The organism is Maricaulis parjimensis, from assembly GCF_016817355.1.
GTDB lineage: Bacteria > Pseudomonadota > Alphaproteobacteria > Caulobacterales > Maricaulaceae > Maricaulis > Maricaulis parjimensis.
In genome coordinates this window covers 1-22,429 of sequence record NZ_JADOTT010000001.1, presented here as the reverse complement: position 1 = coordinate 22,429, position 22,429 = coordinate 1, and the positions used below count along the sequence as shown (strand labels likewise).

Genomic DNA, 22,429 nt, shown 5'->3' with positions numbered 1-22,429 from the left:
GGCCCGATTTCGTTTGGCCTATTGCAGATTGATCCGGGTGATCCGGCCATCCGACCCGATTGCCCATCCGGTCCGGCCTGACGGTGCAAATGCGATGGCGTGGTGGCCGGGAAGATCCGGCCAGGGGGTCCAGATCTCGCCGCCATTGCGGGAAATGTCCGTGCCATTGGGGCCGGTCGCGATCAGGGCCGGCTCGGCCAGCGGGAAATTGGTCACGGAAGAGCGGTAGCCGCCGGGCGGTGCCAGCGGTGTTTCCCAGCTGTTTCCGCCATCATCCGACCAGGCCAGATTGCCGTCGGTCGCGTCCGGGTTCTGATAATCGCCGCCGGCGGCAATGAGTTTCTCTCCGGTATAGGTCAGGGCGAAAATGCCGGCGCCCGGCGATCCCGCCGCCATGGGCGTGTCCACCACATCCCATTCCGCACCAAACTCGCAGGTCCGCAGGACCCGGGCGATCTCGCCGCCGCCGGTTCCGATCCAGGCGCAGCCATCCGGCCCCACGGCAATGGAGGCGTTCGAGGCGGCAAAACCGGCTTCGCCCTCCAGGGGTTCCGGTGTGCCGGGAACCCGGGTCCAGCTGGCGCCACCATCCACGCTTCTCAAGATCAGGAAGCCGCCGGGTATCGGGTCGGAGAAGGCCAGGCCGATATCCGGGCTCCAGAAGGCCAGGCTGTCGAAAAAGGCATTGCCGGTCGGGTCCTCCCAGACCGGCTGGAAACTCTGGCCGCCATCGCGGGTCTCGAACAGGCGGGCGGGCTGACCGGCCGTGAAGAAGAGGGCGCGGTCTGCCGAGAAGCCGTGGACCGAGCGCAGGTCTGCGCCCTCGGCCGCGGCGATCGTGAAGACCGACCAAGTGTCTCCGCCATCAATCGTGCGCAGGACCTGGCCGTCCGGCGCGCCGATCCACACCACACTGTCGCTCACCACGGACAGGCCGCGCAGACTGGAGGTCACACCACTTTGCTGCACGTCCAGTGTCACGCCGGCCAGCGGATCGGCGGGTTGGCTGCAGGCGGTCAGGCCGGCCATGAGGCTGGCGCCCAGAAGGGCGGCGCGCAGGCTCAACGGTCCAGTCCCAAAAGGGCGCTGCTGTCGCAATGCCAGCAGGAATCCGCCCCGATCGGGCTGCCCGGCGGAATCGACGTGTCGGAAATATCCCCGGTTTCGCCGTCATCAATCAGGGCCAGGCCAGCCTCCACGGAGCGGGCCAGCCATAGTTGGTGCGCCGCTGCCGCGCCCCGGCTGCGGCGGCCCGGTTCCCGGCTGGCGATCACTTCCAGACGCTGACGGGCCAGGGCGGCGACTTCCGGCGCGCCTTGCGCTGCGAGGTCGAGCAATTGATCGGCATATTCCGTCTGGATCGCCGCGCGGACCGGCTGCAGGCGTTCCGCTTCATTGCGCGGTGCCGAGAAAATCTGTGCCTCGATCGCATCCAGCACTTCGCTGGCTGACAGCTGTTCCGCATCGCGTGCAGCCTGGTCGGCCATCCGCGCCATGCGGCCCGGTGACAGCATGGCCTCGAAGGAGATGCGGGCGGCGGCCGCTGCGGCGACGGGGCGTGAGAAAGCCGGATAGGCCGGCGAATCGAACAATTCCCGCGTGGCCGCCGCGTCATAATCAGCGAAGGGCGAGGGGGCCATCAGCGCCAGGGTGGAGTCGGAAATGTCCAGCGCTTCGGGTGTCAGTGTGGCGAGCAGGGCCGTCAGGGCGGCCCGCTGCGTGGCGGCATCGGTCGGCGTGATCCCGGCATTGATGTCGCCATTGCGCTCATAGGCGAAGTCGGCACCGCCCAGGGCGCTGGCCGCCGCTTCCACCTGGTAGCGGTGATAGAGATAGAGCGGCGAGAAGACATCGCGCAGGGAGCTGGTCGGCTGACCCTCAGCGAGAACCTGCGGGCCGAACCGGTCCAGCGCCGCGGCGCGGATGGCCATCGTCTCGGTCAGCATGGCCGTCGGGTCGGGCCCATTGTCCCAGAGATTGCCCAGGACGTGACCGGAATTATTGCCTCGGGCATGGCGGTCGGTGATGTAGTGCAGGCCTTGGGCGCGGGCGTCCGCCAGGATGGCTTCCAGGGCGGCAGCTTCGGTTTCGCCCTCGCCGAACTCGCCGTAGAGCCAGCGGATCGCGACGGAATCCCACTCGCCGATATCCGTGTCATAGGCCTGCGACAGGTCGAACGCGCCGCTGGCATCCATCGAGACCAGCGGGGCCGGGTAATCCATCACGGAGGCGCGGTCGGTGACGCTGGCCGCGAAATTATGGGCCAGGCCCAGCGTGTGGCCGATCTCGTGAGCGGAGAGCTGGCGGATACGGGCCAGCGCGATTTGCAGCGGATCATCAGCCGAACCACTGCCTGTCTCGGCAACGCCCAGCAGGCCCTCGAAAATCATCCGGTCCTGACGCACGCGCTGGCTGCCCAGGATGACATGGCCCTTGATGATCTCGCCGGTGCGCGGGTCATAGACTGAAGCCCCATAGGACCAGCCGCGGGTCTGACGGTGCACCCATTGGATGATGTTGTAGCGCACGTCCAGCGGATGGGCGCCCTCCGGCAGAAGTTCCACGCGGAAAGCGTCTTCATAGCCGGCGGCCTCAAAGGCCTGGGCCCACCAGTTTCCACCCTCGATCAGCGCATCGCGGATCAGCGGCGGTGTGCCGCGGTCCAGATAATAGACGATCGGTTCGACCACCGGTCCGCTTTCGGCCGACGGATCGACACGCTCCAGCCGGTGACGCAGGGCATAGGTGCGGCGTACCGGGTCGGTCAGCGGTGTTGCCATGTCATAGAAGTCGACACCGAAACTGCCGGCGCGCGCATCCGCCTCGCGGATTTCAAAGCCGGGTTCGGGCAGGGCGATAAAGGAGTGGTGCACGGTCAGCGTCACCGATTGCGGATCCGGCGTGACAGCGCGGACTTCGGAACCCGGATTGCTCGATTGCAGGGTGAGAAGGGCATCGATCTCGGTATTCTCGGGGAAGGAGAGGGCGGCATCCGTCAGCGGCGCACTGCGGCCCTGGTCGACGGAGAAACTGCCCTGGTCCGAACGCGAGAGCTGACTGGCCGTTCCGACCGGGTCACGCGTCAGGAAGCCGGACAGGTCGATCAGCACGCGGCCATCCGCTTCGGCGACGATATCCGTGCTCCAGATCACCGAACGGGCAAAGGACTGGCGGGTGGCATTGGCTTCGTCCGCTTCGGCACCGATGGCGCGATAGCCGGTATTCTCGAACTCCGCGAAGACTTCATCATTCACGCGGAAGAAACGCAGGATCTGGGAGTTCGTGCCCAGGCCCCGGTCCAGCCCGACCGGGTTGGAGCCCAGGCCGGAGGTCAGGCGGGCCGTATAGATCATCCGGCCCAGCGAACCGTCTTCCTGCGCGGCGAGTTCCACCAGGACCCGGCCATCCGCCTCATCGATCTGCAGCGGCAGGAAACCGTCGCGACGCTCCAGCTCCGCCGTTTCCGTGGCCCAGTCCTCGGCCAGTGCCGACGGGACGAATGAAAGCGACAGCGCACACGCCGCTGCGCGCCAGATCAAACCGGTTTTCATGGACAAGACTCCTGACCCCAAGACAGGCTCGCAGGCTATCGTCTGGCCCTCCCGGTGTCACGCAATCGCGGTGCGATCAGTCCAGCGCAATGACCTCGATGACCTCGCCCTTGTCCGCCGCCTGCGCACCGATCGTCCGGCGGATAAGCGCATTGGCGGTGACGAGCGTGGTGAGAATGGCGGAGTCCTGTCTGGGCAGCGGGGTGACGCAATTCTCGTCATCATTGCGGACGCCGCGAACATAGGTCTCGCGATCGCCATTGGCCGGCATTGTGGCCGTGAGTTTCATTAAAATGCGCGGTGTGTGCGGCGTTTCCCCACGCAGGATCCGGACCGCATTGCGCAGGACCAGGCGCGCCATGACCAGGGCTGAAACCGGATTGCCCGGCAGGCCGATCATCGCCGTGCCGTCCGGCATCATCGCGAACCAGGTCGGCTTGCCCGGACGGACCGCGATCTTCTCGAATTTCAACACGCCACCCCGGGCTTCGATCACCCGGCGCATATGGTCATGCTCGCCCACCGAAGCCCCGCCGACCGGCACGATCAAGTCCAGTTCCGGCGCCGTATCCAGCTTGTCTGCAATGGATTTCTCCGTGTCACCGGCAATCCCCAGATAGACGGGTTCCGCCCCCCATTGGGCGATCAGGGCCGACAATCCGCTGGTGATGGAATTGATGATCTGGCCGGCAGAAGGTGTCCGGCCCGGCTCCACCAGCTCGTCACCACTGGCCAGGATGCCGATCTTCGGGCGGCGGACGACCGGCACGGTGTCATGGCCCGACGCGGCGATCAGGGAGAGCGCATCCGGTGTCAGTCGATGGCCGCGCTCAAGCAGGAGCTGTCCGGTCTCAAAGTCTTGTCCGGCCTCGCGAATATGCGCCCCGGCCCCAGCAGGTTGGGCCGTGATCACACGCTCGCCATCGCGACGCGTGTTCTCCTGGATGATAATCTGATCCGCGCCTTCGGGCAGGACGGCCCCGGTGGAAATGCGCACCGCTTGACCCTCGCCCAGTCGGCCCTCAAACGCATGGCCAGCTGCCGATTCGCCGACCACAAACAGGCTGACCGTATGGCTGTTGAGGTCGGCCGAGCGCACCGCATAGCCATCCATCGCCGAGGCCGGGAAAGGCGGCTGGGTCAGCCGGGCCCGAACCGGTTCGGCGAGCACCTGCCCGTTCGCATCGCCCAAGGGGCAGGCGATCATCGGCAAGGGCGCGAGGGTTTGCTGCAGGATGGCGTGCGCCTGATCCAGGGTGATCATGAAGCGTCCCGATGGTAATCGCCGGACTTGCCGCCCTGTTTTTCTTCCAGCCGGACCGCGTCGATCTGCATGGATTTGTCCAGGGCCTTTGCCATGTCATAGAGGGTCAGCGCGGCCACCGAGGCGGCTGTCAGGGCTTCCATTTCCACGCCGGTCTTGCCGTCTGTGCGAACCTCGGCGCGAATCTCGAACACGCCGGTTTCGCCCGGTTCGACAGAGACGTGCACCTTGGTCAGCGGCAAGGGGTGGCAAAGCGGGATCAGGCTGGACGTCTGTTTCGCCGCCATGATCCCCGCCAGCTCGGCCGTATGGCGGGCATCGCCCTTGGGGCCATTGCCGTTGAGGACGGCCTCAAAGGCGTCAGCGCTCATCGAGATGCGGGCCGTCGCGACCGCCCGGCGCTGAGTGACAGGCTTGTCCGCCACATCCACCATGCGCACGCGGCCCTCTTCGTCCTGATGGGTCAGTCCGCTCATGCCAGATGCTCCGTCAGCCGGGGGAGGATTTCCACCAGATTGCAGGGTTTGTGCGCCGGATCGAACTCGGCTTTCAGGACGCCGTTCCACGCATCTTTCACCGCGCCCATCGACCCGGGAATGGCGAAGAGATAGGTGCCGCCGGCAATGCCGGCGAGGGCGCGTGACTGCAGGGTGGAAACACCGACCGATTGATAGCTGATCATGTGGAAGACCACGCTGAACCCGTCGATTTCCTTGTCCAGCAGGGGGCGGATGGCTTCAGGCGTCACATCGCGTCCGGTCAGGCCGGTGCCGCCGGTTGTGATGATGCAGTGGATGTCCGGATCAGCGATCAGGTCTTTACAGGCCTTGCGGATATTGGCCGCATCATCGGCAATGATGGCATGCGCCTTCACAGCGTGTCCGGCCGCGCTGATCTGCTCGCGCAGCCAGGGACCGGTCCGGTCGGTGGTCTCATCCCGCGTATCGGAAATGGTCAGGACGGCAAAGCCGAGTGCATCAGTCATCAAGCGTCCTCGCTTGCCAGTGTGTCGGTCCAGAAGGCGGCGGCCTCGCGATCCGTGTCGCGCGCTTCCACCCAGTGGGAGCCAGCTTGAGTGTGCACGCGTTTCCAGAAGGGGGCGTCGGTTTTCAGCATGTCGATCATATAGGCTGTGGCGTCCAGTGCCGCGCGGCGATGGGGGGCCGAAGCGGCCACGAAAACGATGACCTCGCCCAGTTCCATACGGCCGACCCGGTGATGGATGATGGCCTGGTGCAGGGACCATTGGTCCGCGGCGCTCCGGGCGATCCGGGTGAGGGCGTCCTCGGTGACGCCAGGATAATGCTCCAGTTCCAGCGCGACCAGGCCCGGTTCGGCCCGGACCTGTCCGGTGAAGCTCGCCACGCCGCCGCAATCGGCATCATCACCGGCCAGCCTGTCCAGCAAGTCGCCACAGGCAATCGGGAAGGAAGATACTGTCACCGTGATGCGCGCCATCTCAGCCCCCGGTGAAGGGCGGGCAGAAGGCCAGCGTATCGCCCGTTTCCAGTGCCACCGGTTTCGCCACGATCTCGTCATTGCGGATCAGGCGGATGGAGGGGTGTTCCAGCGCTTCGGCGGCCGGGTCGGCGGCGCGCAAATGGGCGGTGAGGGCTGCGCTGTCCGTGATCGTGTCCGGCAGGTCCAGAACGCATTCGCTCTGCCCCATCCGGTCGCGCAGGGCGGCCATATAGCGGATCGTGATCTTCATTCCTTCAGCCTCCCGTGCGGGCCATATTGCGCGAAACTGCAGGGGCCGCACCACGCCGGACATCGAATTCATGGCGTTCCGGCTTGGTCGCCATGGCCTGGTCCAGACAGGATTCCAGTCCGGCCAGCCCGTCCTTGCGATAGGCCGATTTGAGGTCGATCGCGCCTTCATGGCCCAGGCAGGTGTAGAGCTCGCCGGTACAGGTCAGGCGGACCCGGTTGCAGCCGGCACAGAAATTCGAGGTGAGCGGGGTGATGAAGCCCAGCCGGCCGCCCGTCTCCGCAATGCGGACATAGCGCGACGGGCCGCCCGTCCGGTCCGGCAGATCGGTCAGCGTCCAGCGTTCCGACAGTTTGTCGCGCACGGCGGTCAGGGGCAGGAATTGATCGGCCCGGTCCGTTCTCACATCACCCAGCGGCATGACTTCGATCAAGGTGGCATCGAAGCCTTCGCCATGCGCCCAGGCGATGAGGTCTGCCAGCTCGTCCTCATTCTCGCCCTTGAGCGCGACCGCATTGATCTTCACGGCGAGGCCGGCGGCTTTGGCGGCCGCAATCCCGTCCAGACAGGTCTGCAAGCGTCCGCCGCGCGTCAGCCGGGCATAGCGGTCGGCGTCCAGCGTATCGAGGGAAACATTGATCCGCTTGACCCCGGCCCGGGCAATCCGCTCGGCCAGCCCGGTCAATTGCGTGGCATTGGTGGTCAGGGTCAGCTCGTCCAGATCCGAGCCGACATGCCGGCCCAGATGTTCGATCAGTTGCACCACGTCGCGGCGCACCAGGGGTTCGCCGCCCGTGATCCGGATCTTGCGGACGCCGCGTGCCACGAAGTGTTCCGCGATCGCGCTGAGTTCCTCAAGCGTCAGCAATTGCGCCTTGGGCAGGAAGTCCGGCCGCTCGGCCATGCAATAGACACAGCGCAGGTCGCACCGGTCCGTCACCGACAGGCGCAGATAGCGGATTTCCCGCCCGAACCGGTCGATCAGTGGGCGTGTCTGGGTTGATGTCAGGCTTCCGTCCAAGCCGTCAGCTCCTCGCAGGTGATGCACGGGACCGGTTTCGGTTCCGCCTTTCGACAAATCTAGACGGGCCGGGGTCTGAAATCGATGCCACCTCACGGAGGTTTGCGCAGGGGTGATCGTGGCAGGCGAAACGATCCTCCGGTGGCCAGACCGTGTCTGGCAGCATCCACGTGCCGTTTGCGGATATGCGGGACGATGTCCGGTCAGTTCTTTTGCGGGCACGGATTCGTTGTGTTGCATCGCGGTGGAACGGGTGGGATTGAAAGAGTAATTCGTGCTGTCCGCTCGATATTTCAGCTAATTTCGCGCAAATAGATTCTGCAATACACACTATTGCGGCAAAATGTACCAATATCACCGCAGTGCTCCGTCTTGTGCAGACGCGAAGACTGTGCTGGATTGTCGCGCTCGCGAACCAGGAGGAGAGCGGATTGCTTAGATTTGTGGATATCGACCAAGCCTACCCGGAGAAGCGTTCTGAGACGGAACGGCGCAAGGATTTCAAGGAAATCTATCGCCCGTTCGACCCTCAGAAAGCCGCCGGCCAGGCGTCTCGGTGTTCGCAATGCGGCATTCCCTTCTGCCAGTCGGGTTGCCCGCTGCAGAACAATATTCCCGACTGGCTGATGCTGGCCGGCGAAGGCCGTCTGCGCGAGGCGTATGAGACTTCCGCCGCGACCTCGACCATGCCGGAAATCTGCGGCCGTATCTGCCCGCAGGACCGTCTGTGCGAAGGTTCGTGCGTTATTGAACAATCCAAACACGGCGCCGTGACCATCGGCTCCGTGGAGCAGTACATTACCGATACGGCCTGGAGTGAAGGCTGGGTCGAGCCGATCAAGGTGGGCCCGGCGCGCGGCGCGAGTGTCGGGATTGTCGGCTCCGGACCGGCCGGCCTGGCCGCGGCTGAGCGCCTGCGTGAAGCCGGGTTTGAGGTGACCGTTTATGAGCGGTCCGATCGCGCCGGTGGTCTGCTCATGTATGGCATTCCGGGCTTCAAGCTCGACAAGTCTGTCGTCCAGCGCCGTCTCGACCGGCTCACCGAGGGCGGGGTCGAATTCAAACTCAATTTCGAAGTGGGACGCGATGCCAGCCTGCCGGAATTGCGTGAAAAGCATCATGCCGTCCTGCTCGCGACCGGCGTTTATGCTGCGCGGCAACTGACCTGCCCGGGATCCGGTGATGGCGTGATCGCTGCGCTGGATTATCTCACCCGCTCCAACCGGGATGATCTGGGCGATGTCCGCGACAATGATCCGACGCTGAATGCCGAGGGCAAGAATGTCGTCGTGATCGGTGGCGGTGACACCGCGATGGACTGCGTCCGCACCGCGATCCGCCAGGGCGCGAAATCCGTGACCTGCCTCTATCGCCGCGACCGCGAGAACATGCCGGGGTCTGCCCGCGAAGTGAAACATGCCGAGGAAGAGGGGGTCGTGTTTGAATGGCTGGCCTCGCCGCTGGCTGTGCTCACCAAGGGTGAAGCCATCCAGGCTGTCCGGGTCCAGGGCATGCGCCTGGGCGCACCGGATGCCTCCGGCCGCCGCGCGCCCGAGCCGGAGCCGGGCCGTACCTTCGACGTGGCCGCCGACATGGTGGTCTCTGCCCTGGGCTTCTCGCCGGAAGACATTCCGGAAGCCTTTTCTGCACCCGACCTCTCCGTCCATCGCGACGGGCGTGTGGAAGGCGACACCGCGACCAAGATGACCAGTCTGGACGGAGTTTTCGTTGCGGGCGACCTGCATCGGGGCGCTTCGCTGGTGGTGTGGGCGATCCGCGACGGCATGGATGCCGCCCGGTCCATCACCTCCTACCTTGATAATCGACTGCAGGTTCTGGGAGCAGCCGAATGACCCAACAATCCTGGAACAAGGCCAAGGTTCAGGCCGGTTTGAATACGCTGGAAGCGTCCGGTCTGTGGCGCCCCGAGGACGAACGCGATGCCTGCGGTGTCGGCCTGATCGCCGACATGAAAGGGCAGGCCCGCCGTGAGATCGTCGAGCTCGCCATTGATGCGCTCAAGGCTGTCTGGCACCGCGGTGCCGTGGATGCCGATGGCAAGACGGGTGATGGTGCCGGCCTGCGTGTCGGCGTGCCCCAGGCCTTCTTCAAGGCCGCTGTTGCCCGCACCGGTCACGAGCCGGAGCGCGGCGATGTCATCGTCGGCATGGTCTTCCTGCCGCGGACCGACTTTGCCGCCCGCGAGCGCGCCCGTGCGATCATCGAGGCGGAAATCCTGCGCGAGGGTTTTGCCTTTTATGGCTGGCGCCAGCCGCCGGTCGACACGTCGGTACTGGGCGACAAGGCCCGCGCCACCCTGCCGGAGATTGAACAGGTTCTGTTCCGCGATCCGCGCGGCCGTGACATCGAGAGTGTGGAGCGCATGCTCTATATCGTCCGCCGCCGTATCGAGCGCCGGGCCCGTGAGGAAAACCTGCGCGACACCTATGTCTGCTCGCTCTCCTCGCGCGACATCATCTATAAGGGCCTGTTCCGGGCCGAGGATATCGACGCCTTCTACCGCGATCTGCAGGACCCGGAATTCGTGTCCTCCTTTGCGATCTTCCACCAGCGCTATTCCACGAACACCTTCCCGGAATGGCGTCTGGCCCAGCCTTTCCGCATGCTCGCCCACAATGGCGAGATCAATACGATCCGCGGCAATATCAACTGGATGAAGAGCCACGAAGTCCACATTGTGGAGACGGCTTTCCCGGGTGAAGAGCGCGATGTGCGGCCGGTGATCCAGTCCGGCGCGTCCGACAGTGCCGCCCTCGACCAAGCGTTCGAAATCCTGGTCCGTGCCGGCCGGTCAGCACCGATGACCAAGACCATCCTCATCCCCGAGGCCTGGTCCAAGCGTGCCGATGTCATGCCGGAAGGCTGGGCGCGCATGTATGAATACTGCAACTCGGTCATGGAGCCCTGGGACGGGCCGGCCGCGATTGCCGCCTTTGATGGACGCTGGGCGATTGCCGGCATGGACCGCAATGGTCTGCGCCCGATGCGCTATGCCATCACGGAATCCGGTGTTCTGGTCGCAGGTTCGGAAACCGGCATGGCACCGATCGACCAGGACAAGGTCATCGAGCGCGGCCAGATCACGCCGGGTCGCCTGATCGCCCTGGACATCGAGGAAGGCCGTTTCTATCGCGAGCACGAAATCCTCGACGAGCTGAGCGAACAGCATCCCTATGCCCGCTGGCTGGGTGAGCTGGAAGATATCGAACCGGTCATCGGGCCGGGTGCGGAGCCGCAGGTCTTTGACGAGGACGCACGCCTGCGCCATCAGGCAGCGGCGGGCTTCTCCTTTGAGGGCATCGAGCTCGTGCTCAACGCCATGGCGGAAGACGGCAAGGAAGCCGTCGGTTCCATGGGCGATGATGCGCCTCTGGCTGTGCTGTCGGAAACCTACCGCCCGCTCTCGCATTTCTTCCGCCAGAACTTCTCGCAGGTGACCAATCCGCCGATTGACCCGCTGCGCGAAGGCCGGGTGATGGGGCTGAAAACCCGGTTCCGCAATCTCGGCAATATCCTGGCCCAGGGCGAAGAACGGGCCTCTGTTCTGGTGCTCGACAGTCCGATCCTCTCCAATGGCGCCTATGAGCGCTGGCGCGAGCATATGGGCGGCGCGGTCAAGGAGATTGACTGTCTCCTGTCCACCCAGGATGCGACCGGAGACGGGCAAGCCCTCCGCAAGGCGCTGGACAAGGTGATTGCAGAAGCTGTGGCGGCTGTCCGTGACGGGGCGGCCCATCTGGTGCTGACCGATCACCGCCAGGACGCGGCCAATGTGGCTCTGCCGATGATCCTCGTGGCCGGGGCGGTGCATTCCACCCTGACCCGCGAAGGTCTGCGCAATTTCTGCTCGCTCAATGTGCGCGCTGCGGAATGCTTTGACTCGCATTATGCCGCGGTGCTGATCGGGCTCGGCGCGACGACGGTGAACCCCTATCTCGCCTTTGACACCATCACGGCCGGCCGCGAGACCCAGGGCGGGGACGCCTGGGCCTGCACCCGCGCACGCCGTCTCAAGGAAGCGCTGGATGGCGGCCTGCTGAAAATCCTCTCCAAGATGGGGATTTCCATCATCTCCTCCTATCGCGGGGGCTGTAATTTCGAAGTGCTCGGCCTGTCCCGGGCGCTGGTGGAAGCCTATCTGCCGGGCGTGGTCAGCCGGATTTCCGGGATCGGCCTGCCGGGTCTGGAGGCCCGCACGCTGGACCTGCACAAGAAGGCCTGGACCGGTGAGGCCCGCCTGCCGATCGGCGGCTTCTACCGTCAGCGCGCCAGCGGTGACCGCCATGCCCTTTCGGCCAAGGTCGTCACCGAGCTGCAGGCGGCCGTGCGCCAGAATGATGCCGATGCCTGGAAGCGCTATCGCGACAGTGTCGAGCAACAGGGTCCGATCCAGTTGCGTGATCTGATCGACATGCGCCGGATCGGTCCGTCCATCGGCCTGGACCGTGTCGAATCCATCAATGGCATCCGCCGCCGTTTCGTCACGCCGGGCATGTCGCTGGGGGCCTTGTCTCCGGAAGCGCACGGGGCGCTGAATGTCGCCATGAACCGGATCGGTGCCAAATCGGTCTCCGGTGAGGGTGGCGAGGATCCCACGCGCTACACGCCGATGCCCAATGGCGACAACATGAATTCGGCCGTGAAGCAGATCGCGTCCGGCCGTTTCGGTGTCACCGCGGAATATCTCAACCAGTGCCGTGAATTCGAGATCAAGGTGGCCCAGGGCGCCAAGCCCGGCGAGGGCGGTCAGCTGCCGGGCTTCAAGGTCACGGACTTCATCGCCCGCATGCGGCATGCCACGCCGGGTGTCAGCCTGATTTCGCCGCCGCCGCACCACGACATCTATTCGATCGAGGATCTGGCGCAGCTGATCTATGATCTCAAACAGATCAATCCGCGCGCCCGGGTCGGTGTGAAACTCGTGGCAGCGGCCGGTGTCGGTGCTGTGGCGGCCGGTGTGGCCAAGGCCAATGCCGATATCATCAATATTTCCGGCTCGGTCGGCGGGACGGGTGCCGCGGCCCTGACCTCGATCAAGTTTGCCGGCGGGCCGCTGGAGCTTGGCCTGGCCGAGGCCCACCAGATGCTGTCGCTCAACGGGCTGCGGGATCGTGTGACCCTGCGCGCCGATGGCGGCATCCGCACGGGTCGCGACATTGTCGTGGCGGCCATGCTGGGGGCTGAGGAATTCGGTGTCGGTACGGCCTCGCTGATCGCGCTGGGCTGTTTGATGGTGCGCCAGTGCCATTCCAATACCTGCCCGGTGGGTGTGTGTACCCAGGATGATGACCTGCGGGCCCGTTTCGGCGGCTTCCCGGACCACGTCGTCAATCTGATGACCTTCCTCGCCCAGGATGTCCGCGAGATCCTCGCGCGGCTCGGTGCGACCTCACTGGAAGATGTGATCGGCCGTGCCGATCTGCTCACCCAGGTCTCGCGCGGATCGGAAGCCCTGGATGATCTCGACCTGTCGGTGATCATGTCCCGCGCTGATGCCGTGGAACGCCCGGCGCGCTCTTCGCGGACCCAGCGCAATGCGGTTTCGCCCAGCCTGGACGAACAGATCATCACCGATGCCGCCCCGGCTTTTGACCGGGGTGAGAAGATGCAGCTGGATTATGGCGTGAAGAATACCGATCGCGCCGTGGGTACGCGGACTTCGTCGGAGATCGTGACACGGTTCGGCGCAGACGGTCTGGGCGAGGATCACCTCACCCTGCGCCTGCGCGGTTCGGCCGGTCAGTCACTGGGGGCCTTCTCGGCCCGCGGGCTGCGGATCGAACTGGATGGTGATGCCAATGATTATGTCGGCAAGGGCCTGTCCGGTGCGACCCTGATCGTACGCCCGCATGGCGGTGCCTCCAGTGCCAATGAGGACCATTCCATCATCGGCAATACCTGTCTCTATGGCGCCACATCGGGCCGTCTCTACGCCGCCGGCCGGGCCGGTCAGCGTTTTGCGGTCCGCAATTCTGGCGCCGAGACGGTGGTCGAAGGCTGCGGCACGAATGGCTGCGAGTACATGACCGGCGGTACGGCTGTCATCCTGGGCTCGGTGGGCGATAATTTCGCCGCCGGCATGACGGGCGGGGATGCCTTTGTCTATGACCCGGACCGTCGCCTGGACGCCCGGCTCAATCCGGAAACCGTTCTGGTCTTCGATCTGGAGGGTGAGGCGGAAGCCCGATGCAAGGCGCTGATCGAGGCGCATGCAGAGGCCACCGGGTCGATCGTTGCGGCCCGCCTCCTGGCGGGCTGGGAAACGGTGCGCGGTGATTTCGTGCATCTTCGCGGTGCAGAAGTGGTCAAACGCGAGCGCGCACGCCTGCAACCGGCCAATGAAAGCCGGACGGCCTGACGAAAAACCCTATTGCAGTGCAACAAGGGCATTGGTTCTCAAACGCTTCCGGCGTATGAGAGCGCACGAATTGCTGCAAGGAGCGTCCCATGCGGATCGACAAAATTTCTCTGGGTGAAAACGCCCCCGAGGACATCAACGTCATTATTGAAGTCCCGGTCGGCGGTCAGCCGGTGAAGTATGAAATGGACAAGGATGCCGGGACGCTGTTCGTCGACCGTTTCCTGCACACGCCGATGTCCTACCCGTGCAATTACGGCTTCATGCCGCACACCCTGTCTGAAGACGGCGATCCGATCGACGTCATGATCATCGGCCACACGACGCTGGTGCCGGGCTGCGTTGTGCGCGCCCGCCCGATCGGCGTGCTGATGATGGAAGACGAGAGCGGCATGGATGAGAAAATCCTCTGCGTGCCGCACCACAAGCTTTCGCCGCTCTATGACGAGGTGAAAGAGTATGGCGATGTGCCGCCGCCGCAATTGATGCGGATCAAGCACTTCTTCGAGCACTACAAGGATCTGGAACCCAATAAATGGGTGAAGGTGATCGGCTGGGGCGATGCCGCCAAGGCCCGTCAGCTGGTCAGCGAGTCGATCGAGCGCGCCAAAGCCAAGGCTTAGGCCCCGACCTTGTGAAATCGGATCAGGCCCCGCTTTGGCGGGGCCTTTTTCTTAGGGGCTGACTGTATAGTTCATCGCCAGTCGCCCACCATCGGCATAAATGGTGGTGCCGGTGATATAGCTGGCATCCTTGGAGGCCAGGAAAGAGGCGACCGAAGCCACCTCGTCCGGATCACCGATCCGTTGCAGCGGCGTCCGCGACATGATCTTGGCCATGGCGGCAGGATTGTCGTTCACCGATTTCAGCACATCCGTATTGATACTGCCCGGGCCGATCGCATTGACCCGGATGCCATACTTGGCCAGCGCCAGCGACATGGATTTCGTCATCTGGTTGATCGCGCCCTTGGAGACGCAATAGGCCAGCTGGTCCGGGATCGCCATGACGCCATTGACCGACGACATGTTGATGATGGCATAGCGCCGGCGCACATCTTCCGTGCGCTCACCAGCTTCTTCGATCTGCTCGACCATCTGGCGCGCTGCCTCGCGGGCGACCAGGAAGGAGCCCCGCAGATTGACGCCGATCACCTTGTCGAAATCCGCTTCCGAAAGGTCCAGAATGTCGCCCTTGGCGACAATGCCGGCATTGTTGACCAGAACGTCCAGCCGATCGAAGGCGGAGCGGGTTTCCGACAGGAGATTGTTCACCGAGAGCCGGTCGGACACATCGCAGGAGACGAAGAGGGCCTTTTCGCGTTCCGCGCCCAGCTCGTCTGCCAGGGCAGTGCCGGCTTCGCGGTCGACATCGGCGATCACGACCAGGAAACCGTCTTCCGACAAGCGGCGGGCGCAGGCCTTGCCGATCCCGTTGGCTCCGCCTGTCACAATGGCGACCCTGTCACCCATGATCCGATCCTCTTCCTGATCATTCGTCCGGGGAGAGACCTTGCACGGGTCCGGGCGTGTGGCAATGGCCGGAGCCCGTCGCCCGGATTACGGATTGTGCGTGCGTTGGTAATCTTCGGTGATTTCCGGGTCTTCCGGAGAAAGCTGCCAGGCGCGGCGGTAAAGCGGCAGGGCTTCATCCAGCCGGCCGAGGGCCTCCAGCGCGGTGGCGTGGGAGTGCACAATGGCGCCGCTCTCCGGCTCAAGGGCCACGGCCTGTTCGCACAGGGGCAGGGCGGTCTGGGCGCGGCCATCCTGGATCAGGGTCCAGCACAACATGTTCAGCGTGGTGCCATTGTCCGGCTCCAGCTCGACGGCGCGACGCGCATCTTCCACGGCAGCGCCCGTCATGCCGGCGTCCAGCAGGGCGCTGGAGCGATTGATCCAGGCACCCATCCAGTCCGGTTCCAGACGGACCACCCGGTCATAGGCCACTACGGCGTCAGCGGACCGGCCCAGATCCTGGTAGAGAATCCCCAGATTGAGCTGGGTCATCACATCATCGGGAATTTCGTTCGCTGCGCGCTGCAGGTCGGCAAGGGCCGCCTCGGTCTGGCCCAGCTGCAGGCGGGCAATGCCGCGATTGCGCCAAAGCGTCGGCTCGGCCACTTCGGCCAATTGGGTGTCGATAATGGCGAAGGCGAAATTATAGGCGCTCAGGGCTTCGCGATAGCGCGCCTCATTGAGCAGGGCAGCACCCATGGCCGCATAGACACCGACTTCCTGATCGGGCGTCAGGTCTTCGGTTTCCAGGCAGAGCTCGAATTGCTCGATAGCGGTTTCTGTTTCCGCGTCAGACAGGGCCAGCTGGCCAAGCATGCACGCTGACACATCGCCGTTCTTCTGCGCGTGTGCGCCGGACACCGCGAGGCCTGCCATCACAATCAGGGCTGCAAGCTGCCGCATGGGCCTGTCTCCATTCCACTCTGAACCAGTCTAACCTACGAAAAGGGCGGCCAGAAGGCCGCCCTGAATTGCATTGCAGATCGTGTCGCCTATTCGGCTGGTTCGGCCTCGACCGACATTCGCATGGACTCGATCTGCTCCTTAATTCGGAGCTTTTCCTTCTTAAGTCGGGCCACCTCCAGAGAGTCCGCGGACGCATGCTTCTTGAGATCATCGATCTCGGAATCCAGGCGCGTGTGACGAGCGTCGAGCTCACGGATGCGGGCTTCGATGGACATGGAACGTCTCCTCTACTGGTATGGGACCCTCGATTGAAGCAGTTTTCCGCACTATGTCTACTCACGAAACGTTTCGGGGTTAGAAGATGGTGAAGGCGGACCCGTCGCCAGAGCGGCTGATACTGGGTGTGTCCGGTGCGTCCGGGCTGATCTATGGCATTCGTGCGCTCGAAGCCCTGCGGGAGCTCGGGATCGAAAGCCATATGGTCGCGTCCAAGGCGGCCGAAATGACGCTGGGCTATGAGACGGACCTGTCGATCCGCGACTTTCGCAGCCTCGCCGACCATGTCTACAAAATGCCCGATGTCGGTGCGCCGATCGCTTCGGGGTCCTTCCGGACACGGGGCATGCTGATCGCGCCCTGTTCGGTGCGGACCATGTCCGAGATTGCCACCGGCGTGACCTCCAGCCTTTTGACCCGGGCCGCTGATGTCGTCCTCAAGGAACGGCGGCGCCTGGTGTTGATGGTCCGGGAGACGCCCTTCCATCTGGGTCACCTGCGCACGATGGAGACATTGACGGAGATGGGGGCGGTGATCTGTCCGCCCCTGCCGGCCTTCTACGCCATGCCCAAGACGATCGACGATCTGGTCAACCAGTCTGTCGGACGCGCGCTCGACCTGTTCGATCTGGACTGGGATGGCACGCGGCGCTGGGGCGAGGACCTCGAAGGCGGACGCCGCTAGCGGGAAATTTACCCTTCGCACATGCAGCGCTCGCAAGGCATTTATTCGCGAAACGAATGCCGCTATTGTGCGCGCCCCGCTTACCGGGCATCCGCGACTGGCTCGCCGGTCCCGGGGCTCGGCAGACCGGTTTTATTGTCCGAAACAGCAAAGAGACGGCCCAGGAATGGACGGAGTTTCGCCCGATCAAGAGGCGCTTGTTGAACGTCTGGCCGAATTGCGCGCCGAGCATGAGGCGCTCAATCGCGAAGTCGATGCGCTCGCCGAGAATGGCGTCGTTGACCAGCTCAAATTCGCGCGTCTCAAGAAGGAAAAACTGCGTCTGAAAGACCAGATTGCCGAGGTCGAGGACCAGCTCACCCCTGACATCATCGCCTGATCCGGATCAGGCGCGGCGGCGATCCGCTTCGGCCTTCTGGGCCTGTTTGCGGGCATACATGGCGGCATCCGCCTCGGCCATCGCCTGTTCGGCCTGGCCACCCGCCTGCAGCGGGCGGCAGCCCCAGGCCGCGCCGACATGGAGCGCCTCACCCTTGTAGTTGAAGGGTGTTTTTTCAATGATTTCAGCAAGCTCAGCGGCTTTTGCCTCAGCGCCGTCCTGTCCGGTCAGGGTCAGGACGATACCGAATTCATCACCGCCCAGGCGACCGACCGCATCGGTCTCGCGGACATGGGCGGTGAGCAATTGGGCCACATGGTGCAAGGCCTGATCGCCGGCCGCATGGCCATGCGCATCATTGATCGCCTTGAACCCGTTGAGATCCATATAGACCAGGGCCGACGGTGCATTATGGCGCTCGGCCAGGGCCAGGGCCTTGGAGACTTCGCGCAGGAAGGCGCGGCGGTTCAGGACCGGCAGAAGCACGTCATGATCGGCCAGGGATTCCAGTTCGCGCACGCGGCCGCGCAGGCGCTCGGTTTCCTTGCGCAGCTGGTCGACCTCGCCCATCAGGGAGAGGAGGGCGCGCTGGACATTGGGGGTCAGTTCCGCTTCCGGGACGCCCATGATCGAGGCGGCATCCTGGGGCGCAGAGGCCGAGCTGGCACCGCCCGAACGCGCAGACGATTTTCCGGACTCCGATTTCCCGGTCCGCGAAACATTCCCGCCTGAGTTCAAGGGTCCGATGCGCATGGCTCGTTCCAGTTCGAATCTATTCGATTCCAAGCTGCAGACGTGTGGTTAAGAAACCTTCAAGCCGGAAAAGAAAACGCCTTGTCTGACAGGCCTGTCTTGACCTCCACAGCCCTGACGGTAAGGTCCCGCGCTTCCTTTTCTGACCAGGAAGCGTCATGAGCGAGTTTTCGCCGACATCTACCCAGCAGACGGCCGACGTGGCCATTGTCATGGGATCGCGTTCGGATTGGCCGACCATGAAGAAGGCGGCCGCCATGCTCGACGAGCTGGGCATTGCCTATCAGGCCCAAGTCGTTTCGGCCCACCGCACGCCGGATCGCCTGGTGGCGTTTTCCAAATCCGCGCGCGAGCAGGGTTTCAAGGTTGTCATCGCCGGGGCCGGCGGTGCCGCGCACTTGCCGGGCATGGTCGCCTCGATGACCTCGCTCCCGGTTCTGGGTGTGCCGGTTAAGTCCAAGGCCCTCAATGGTCAGGACAGTCTCCTCTCCATCGTCCAGATGCCCGGCGGCGTGCCGGTCGGCACGCTGGCCATCGGCGATGCCGGGGCCAAAAATGCCGGCCTGCTTGCGGCCTCGATCCTCTCCCTGATGGATCCGGCGCTGGCGGAGCGCCTGGACGCCTGGCGCCAGGCCCAGACGGACAGTGTCCCGGTGACGGTCGAGGACTAGACGACATGACCAACGGCCCGCTCGCCCCCGGTTCCACCATCGGCATTCTCGGCGGCGGCCAGCTGGGCCGCATGCTGGCCACGGCCGGCGCCGCCCTGGGCTTCGACGTGCATGTCTATGAGCCTGAGCCGGATTGTCCGGCCAGCCGGGTTGCCGCGCGGTCCTATTGTGCGCCTTGGGATGATCTCGGCGCGGTCGAGGCTTTCGCTCGCCGCTGCGACGCCATCACCTATGAATTCGAGAATGTCCCGGTCGAGACCGTGGCGGCCGCGGCCCGTGTTTCCGTGCTGCGCCCGGGCAGCAAATCCCTGGAACTCACCCAGGACCGTCTGATCGAGAAAACCTTCATCAATGGCGCCGGCGTCGCCACCGTCCCCTTCGCGCAGGTCGATGATATCGACTCGCTGGAAGCGGCGATCGAGTCGCTGGGCGTGCCGGCCGTGCTGAAAACCCGCCGCTTCGGCTATGACGGCAAGGGCCAGGCCTGGATCCGCGATGGCAGCGATGCCCGCGCCGCCTGGGAAGCCATTGGCGAGCAGCCGGCCATCCTGGAGGGCGCCGCCGCCTTCACGCGTGAGCTCTCTGTTGTCGCTGCGCGCTCGGTGGATGGCCATGTGAGCGCCTATCCGCTTGCCGAGAATGTCCATGGCGACGGCATCCTGAAGACTTCGACCGCGCCGGCGTCCGGCGTCGATGCCGCCATCCAGGCCCGCGCCCTGGAAATCGCCACAGCGATCGGCAATGGGCTGGAGCATGTCGGCGTGTTCGCGGTTGAGCTGTTCGACCTCGGCGAGGCGGGTCTGGTGGTCAATGAGATCGCGCCGCGCGTCCACAATACCGGTCACTGGACCATGGATGCCTGCGGCTGCGGCCAGTTCGAACAGCATATGCGGGCCGTCGCCGGCTGGCCGTTGGGTGACCCGGCGCCGCATTCCGCCTGTGTGATGACCAATCTGATCGGCGAGGATGCACTGGCCTGGGAAGCCCTGTCCGCCGACCCGGCTGCGCGGCTCCACCTCTACGGCAAGCGCGAAGTCCGCTCCGGCCGGAAAATGGGTCATGTGAACCGGTTATCGCCGCTTTAGGGCTTTGATCTCGGACCGGCTGCGTCCAAACTCGGGGCATGCCTTCAGACCTGTCACCCCTTCCGCCGGATACGCATTTTGACGATGTGGGCCCGTTCGACCTGATCGGGGATGTGCATGGCTGTGCCGGCGAGTTGGAAATCCTGCTCGACATGCTGGGCTACCAGCTGGAATTCGACGGCCCGGAAGGTCAGCGCGCCTATGAGGTGACGCACCCGGAAGGCCGCAAGCCGGTCCTGCTGGGCGATCTGGTGGACCGGGGGCCCCGGACGCCGGATGTGCTGCGCTTGGCCATGCATCTGGTCGAGACCGGGCGCGGACATGCCGTCGTCGGCAATCATGATGACAAATTCCGGCGCTGGCTGGTCGGCAATTCCGTTGTTCTGTCCCACGGGATCGAGCGCACGATCGAGCAGTTTTCCCGCGAGACGCGGCAGTTCCGCGATGCGGTGACCGATTTCCTGCACACCCTGCCCGACCATCTCGTGCTGGACCGGGGACAGCTGGTGGTCGCCCATGCCGGTCTGCACGCCCACATGCATGGCGAGACGGGCAAGCGCGTTCGCAGCTTTGCCATGTTCGGCGAGACAACCGGGGAGCGCGATGAGCACGGCCTGCCGATCCGGCTCGACTGGGCGCGCAATTATTCCGGTCCCGCCACCGTGGTGCACGGCCATGTCGCCGAGCCCGATGTGCGTGAGCGCAATAATGTCCTGTGTATTGATACGGGCTGCTGTTTCGGCGGGCATCTCACCGCCCTGACCTGGCCCGAGCGCAAGCTCTTCCAGGTGCCGGCCCACAAGGAATGGTTCAACTCGCCGCGCTGGCCGACCAACGGTCCGGACGGCTAGTGGGAGCGGTCTAGGTCCGCGGGCCGGGCCCGTAGCGCAGCTTGCCGAGCAGGCCGGCCATGTCCGGCAAATCCGCCGTCATTTTCTGAAGCTGGGCCTTCGTCTTCTCGAAATTCATCACATTCTGGATGCGGCGATCGAGAAAGGCCTGGGCCTCCGGCTTTTCCGCATCGGCCTCGCCCAGCCAGGTGGCCAGGGTGGAGCCGTATACGCCGGAGAGAATCGTCCGTTTGGAATAGAAGTTCACATCGGTCGATGTGTCGCCAATGGCCCGCCAGATCGTGTCAGCCGTCGCCCAAAGCAGTTGGGGCGCTTCCACGGCGGCATCAGGCAGGAGAAGGCGGGCACGGGCGCGCCTTGCGGCCTCCTCATGTTCACCGATGGCTTCCAGACGGGCCATCACGCCGAAGCGGACCCGCTCGCGGATCTTCATCGTCGACAGGTCGGCCGACTTGACCGCATCGAGCACGGCCTCGTCCAGTTTGCGTGACCAATGTGCCAGCAAATCCAGTTCTTTACGCGGGCAGGCGAGCTCGGCTTCGCCAGCGCTGACACCGGCGTCCCGGCGCGCCGCTTCGAAACTTGCCGCGCTCCAGCCATCAAAGGCCGCATGCGCCAGCATGGGCTGGAGAAGGGCCTCGCGTGTGGTATACTTGTGCGAGCGGGAATTCGTAGCTGTCTCGGTCATGACCTGTTTCTAGACCACGCCGCGTGCATCGTCACCACACCTGTATGTGTTGGCAGTGTGGACACGACGTCGCAGCTCTGGTAGTAGCCCCGCCTCTGGCGAACTAGCGACGTGAGGATTGTTCTCGCGTCCAGATAATGGAGAGAGAGCCATCGTACAGATCGTTGTGCGCGATAATAATGTGGAGCAAGCGCTCCGCGCGCTGAAAAAGAAGATGCAGCGGGAAGGTACTTTCCGCGAGATGAAGCGCCGCAATCATTATGAAAAGCCGTCGGAGAAGAAGGCTCGCCAAAAGGCTGAAGCCATTCGCCGTGCGCGCAAGCTGGCCCGCAAGCGGGCACAGCGCGAAGGCCTTATCGCCAAGCGTGGCGGTCGTCGCTAAGGGTCGCCAGACTCACGATGAATTTCGCAAAAGCGCCGTGCCCGAAAGGGCGCGGCGTTTTTGTTTGTTTGGGGGTGGGTTTTCGCCCTTGATGGGCGAGGGATAACCGCCGCCTTATCCTCACCCCTTCAGACCGCGCCTAGACTCTCCCCACTGTCCCGGCCCCGGCGAGCTCACCGGACCGGAACAGGGTGGCGCTGAGGCGGGTCCGGCCGGACCGTCGCTTAATCCGCTTCACCGGGTTGCAGACGGTCCTGCGGGACATCTCGACTTTCTTCAAATCCAGACACCCCGCCGGATCGTCTGCAATGCC

At 64.3% G+C, this 22,429-nt stretch carries 22 protein-coding genes; 9 read left to right on the top strand and 13 right to left on the bottom strand.

The window, feature by feature from the left end:
• Window positions 1–18: 18 nt before the first annotated feature.
• From I0K07_RS00110 to moaA, 8 genes are all read right to left on the bottom strand, one after another.
• Window positions 19–1,065 carry a WD40/YVTN/BNR-like repeat-containing protein gene (locus I0K07_RS00110; protein ID WP_203290636.1) on the bottom strand — a complete coding sequence of 349 codons (1,047 nt, stop codon included), beginning with the start codon at window positions 1,063–1,065 and terminating at the stop codon, window positions 19–21.
• Window positions 1,062–3,551 (bottom strand): zinc-dependent metalloprotease, encoded by a 2,490-nt coding sequence (locus tag I0K07_RS00105; protein ID WP_203290635.1) that lies wholly within the window; start codon window positions 3,549–3,551, stop codon window positions 1,062–1,064. Before I0K07_RS00105 ends, I0K07_RS00110 begins: the two co-directional genes overlap by 4 nt.
• Before the next feature lie 76 nt (window positions 3,552–3,627).
• Window positions 3,628–4,815, bottom strand: coding sequence for a molybdopterin molybdotransferase MoeA (locus I0K07_RS00100; RefSeq protein ID WP_203290634.1), 1,188 nt, complete (start codon window positions 4,813–4,815; stop codon window positions 3,628–3,630).
• Window positions 4,812–5,291, bottom strand: coding sequence for a cyclic pyranopterin monophosphate synthase MoaC (moaC, locus tag I0K07_RS00095; RefSeq protein ID WP_203290633.1), 480 nt, complete (start codon window positions 5,289–5,291; stop codon window positions 4,812–4,814). Before moaC ends, I0K07_RS00100 begins: the two co-directional genes overlap by 4 nt.
• Window positions 5,288–5,800: a molybdenum cofactor synthesis domain-containing protein gene (locus I0K07_RS00090; RefSeq protein WP_203290632.1), complete on the bottom strand. Its 513-nt coding sequence runs from the start codon at window positions 5,798–5,800 to the stop codon at window positions 5,288–5,290. Before I0K07_RS00090 ends, moaC begins: the two co-directional genes overlap by 4 nt.
• The gene (locus tag I0K07_RS00085) at window positions 5,800–6,273 is read right to left on the bottom strand and encodes a molybdenum cofactor biosynthesis protein MoaE (RefSeq protein ID WP_203290631.1); all 474 of its coding nucleotides are present in this window, start codon (window positions 6,271–6,273) and stop codon (window positions 5,800–5,802) included. Before I0K07_RS00085 ends, I0K07_RS00090 begins: the two co-directional genes overlap by 1 nt.
• A gap of 1 nt (window position 6,274) precedes the next feature.
• Window positions 6,275–6,526: a MoaD/ThiS family protein gene (locus tag I0K07_RS00080; protein ID WP_203290630.1), complete on the bottom strand. Its 252-nt coding sequence runs from the start codon at window positions 6,524–6,526 to the stop codon at window positions 6,275–6,277.
• 4 nt (window positions 6,527–6,530) lie between these two features.
• Complete coding sequence (moaA, locus tag I0K07_RS00075; RefSeq protein WP_238934357.1) at window positions 6,531–7,547, bottom strand: GTP 3',8-cyclase MoaA; 1,017 nt, start codon at window positions 7,545–7,547, stop codon at window positions 6,531–6,533.
• Between the two features lie 431 nt (window positions 7,548–7,978).
• On the opposite strand from moaA, the gene I0K07_RS00070 reads away from it, so the two are divergent.
• The 3 genes from I0K07_RS00070 (at window position 7,979) to ppa (ending at window position 14,549) form a co-directional block, all read left to right on the top strand.
• Window positions 7,979–9,400 (top strand): NAD(P)-dependent oxidoreductase, encoded by a 1,422-nt coding sequence (locus I0K07_RS00070; protein ID WP_203290628.1) that lies wholly within the window; start codon window positions 7,979–7,981, stop codon window positions 9,398–9,400.
• Window positions 9,397–13,926: a glutamate synthase large subunit gene (gltB, locus tag I0K07_RS00065; protein WP_203290627.1), complete on the top strand. Its 4,530-nt coding sequence runs from the start codon at window positions 9,397–9,399 to the stop codon at window positions 13,924–13,926. The genes I0K07_RS00070 and gltB overlap by 4 nt, the downstream gene beginning before the upstream one ends.
• Before the next feature lie 89 nt (window positions 13,927–14,015).
• On the top strand, window positions 14,016–14,549 hold the full coding sequence (gene ppa, locus I0K07_RS00060; RefSeq protein ID WP_203290626.1) for an inorganic diphosphatase: 534 nt from the start codon (window positions 14,016–14,018) through the stop codon (window positions 14,547–14,549).
• Between the two features lie 51 nt (window positions 14,550–14,600).
• Here the strand turns inward: ppa and I0K07_RS00055 are convergent, their stop codons facing one another.
• The 3 genes from I0K07_RS00055 to I0K07_RS00045 all read right to left on the bottom strand — a co-directional run bounded on the left by I0K07_RS00055 (window position 14,601) and on the right by I0K07_RS00045 (window position 16,621).
• Complete coding sequence (locus tag I0K07_RS00055; RefSeq protein ID WP_203290625.1) at window positions 14,601–15,398, bottom strand: SDR family NAD(P)-dependent oxidoreductase; 798 nt, start codon at window positions 15,396–15,398, stop codon at window positions 14,601–14,603.
• Between the two features lie 87 nt (window positions 15,399–15,485).
• On the bottom strand, window positions 15,486–16,343 hold the full coding sequence (locus I0K07_RS00050) for a tetratricopeptide repeat protein (RefSeq protein ID WP_203290624.1): 858 nt from the start codon (window positions 16,341–16,343) through the stop codon (window positions 15,486–15,488).
• Window positions 16,344–16,432: 89 nt separating this feature from the next.
• On the bottom strand, window positions 16,433–16,621 hold the full coding sequence (locus I0K07_RS00045) for a YdcH family protein (protein WP_203290623.1): 189 nt from the start codon (window positions 16,619–16,621) through the stop codon (window positions 16,433–16,435).
• Window positions 16,622–16,707: 86 nt separating this feature from the next.
• Here I0K07_RS00045 and I0K07_RS00040 point away from each other — a divergent pair, with 86 nt between their 5' ends.
• Together I0K07_RS00040 and I0K07_RS00035 are read left to right on the top strand one after the other, a co-directional pair.
• Window positions 16,708–17,307 (top strand): UbiX family flavin prenyltransferase, encoded by a 600-nt coding sequence (locus I0K07_RS00040; RefSeq protein ID WP_203290622.1) that lies wholly within the window; start codon window positions 16,708–16,710, stop codon window positions 17,305–17,307.
• A 166-nt stretch (window positions 17,308–17,473) separates the two neighbouring features.
• On the top strand, window positions 17,474–17,686 hold the full coding sequence (locus I0K07_RS00035) for a YdcH family protein (RefSeq protein ID WP_203290621.1): 213 nt from the start codon (window positions 17,474–17,476) through the stop codon (window positions 17,684–17,686).
• A gap of 6 nt (window positions 17,687–17,692) precedes the next feature.
• On the opposite strand, the gene I0K07_RS00030 is transcribed toward I0K07_RS00035, so the two are convergent.
• On the bottom strand, window positions 17,693–18,439 hold the full coding sequence (locus I0K07_RS00030) for a GGDEF domain-containing protein (RefSeq protein WP_203290620.1): 747 nt from the start codon (window positions 18,437–18,439) through the stop codon (window positions 17,693–17,695).
• A gap of 158 nt (window positions 18,440–18,597) precedes the next feature.
• On the opposite strand from I0K07_RS00030, the gene purE reads away from it, so the two are divergent.
• Genes purE through prpE form a run of 3 tightly spaced genes read left to right on the top strand, consistent with a single transcriptional unit; the run spans window position 18,598 to window position 21,046 of the window.
• Window positions 18,598–19,110: a 5-(carboxyamino)imidazole ribonucleotide mutase gene (purE, locus tag I0K07_RS00025; protein ID WP_203290619.1), complete on the top strand. Its 513-nt coding sequence runs from the start codon at window positions 18,598–18,600 to the stop codon at window positions 19,108–19,110.
• 5 nt (window positions 19,111–19,115) lie between these two features.
• Window positions 19,116–20,195 carry a 5-(carboxyamino)imidazole ribonucleotide synthase gene (locus I0K07_RS00020; protein ID WP_203290618.1) on the top strand — a complete coding sequence of 360 codons (1,080 nt, stop codon included), beginning with the start codon at window positions 19,116–19,118 and terminating at the stop codon, window positions 20,193–20,195.
• A gap of 38 nt (window positions 20,196–20,233) precedes the next feature.
• Entirely contained in the window at window positions 20,234–21,046 is an 813-nt protein-coding gene (gene prpE, locus I0K07_RS00015) for a bis(5'-nucleosyl)-tetraphosphatase PrpE (protein ID WP_203290617.1), read from the top strand.
• A 10-nt stretch (window positions 21,047–21,056) separates the two neighbouring features.
• On the opposite strand, the gene I0K07_RS00010 is transcribed toward prpE, so the two are convergent.
• Window positions 21,057–21,734 (bottom strand): COQ9 family protein, encoded by a 678-nt coding sequence (locus I0K07_RS00010; RefSeq protein WP_203290616.1) that lies wholly within the window; start codon window positions 21,732–21,734, stop codon window positions 21,057–21,059.
• Window positions 21,735–21,852: 118 nt separating this feature from the next.
• Here I0K07_RS00010 and rpsU point away from each other — a divergent pair, with 118 nt between their 5' ends.
• Complete coding sequence (gene rpsU / locus I0K07_RS15925; protein ID WP_138512595.1) at window positions 21,853–22,116, top strand: 30S ribosomal protein S21; 264 nt, start codon at window positions 21,853–21,855, stop codon at window positions 22,114–22,116.
• Window positions 22,117–22,429 lie beyond the last annotated feature (313 nt).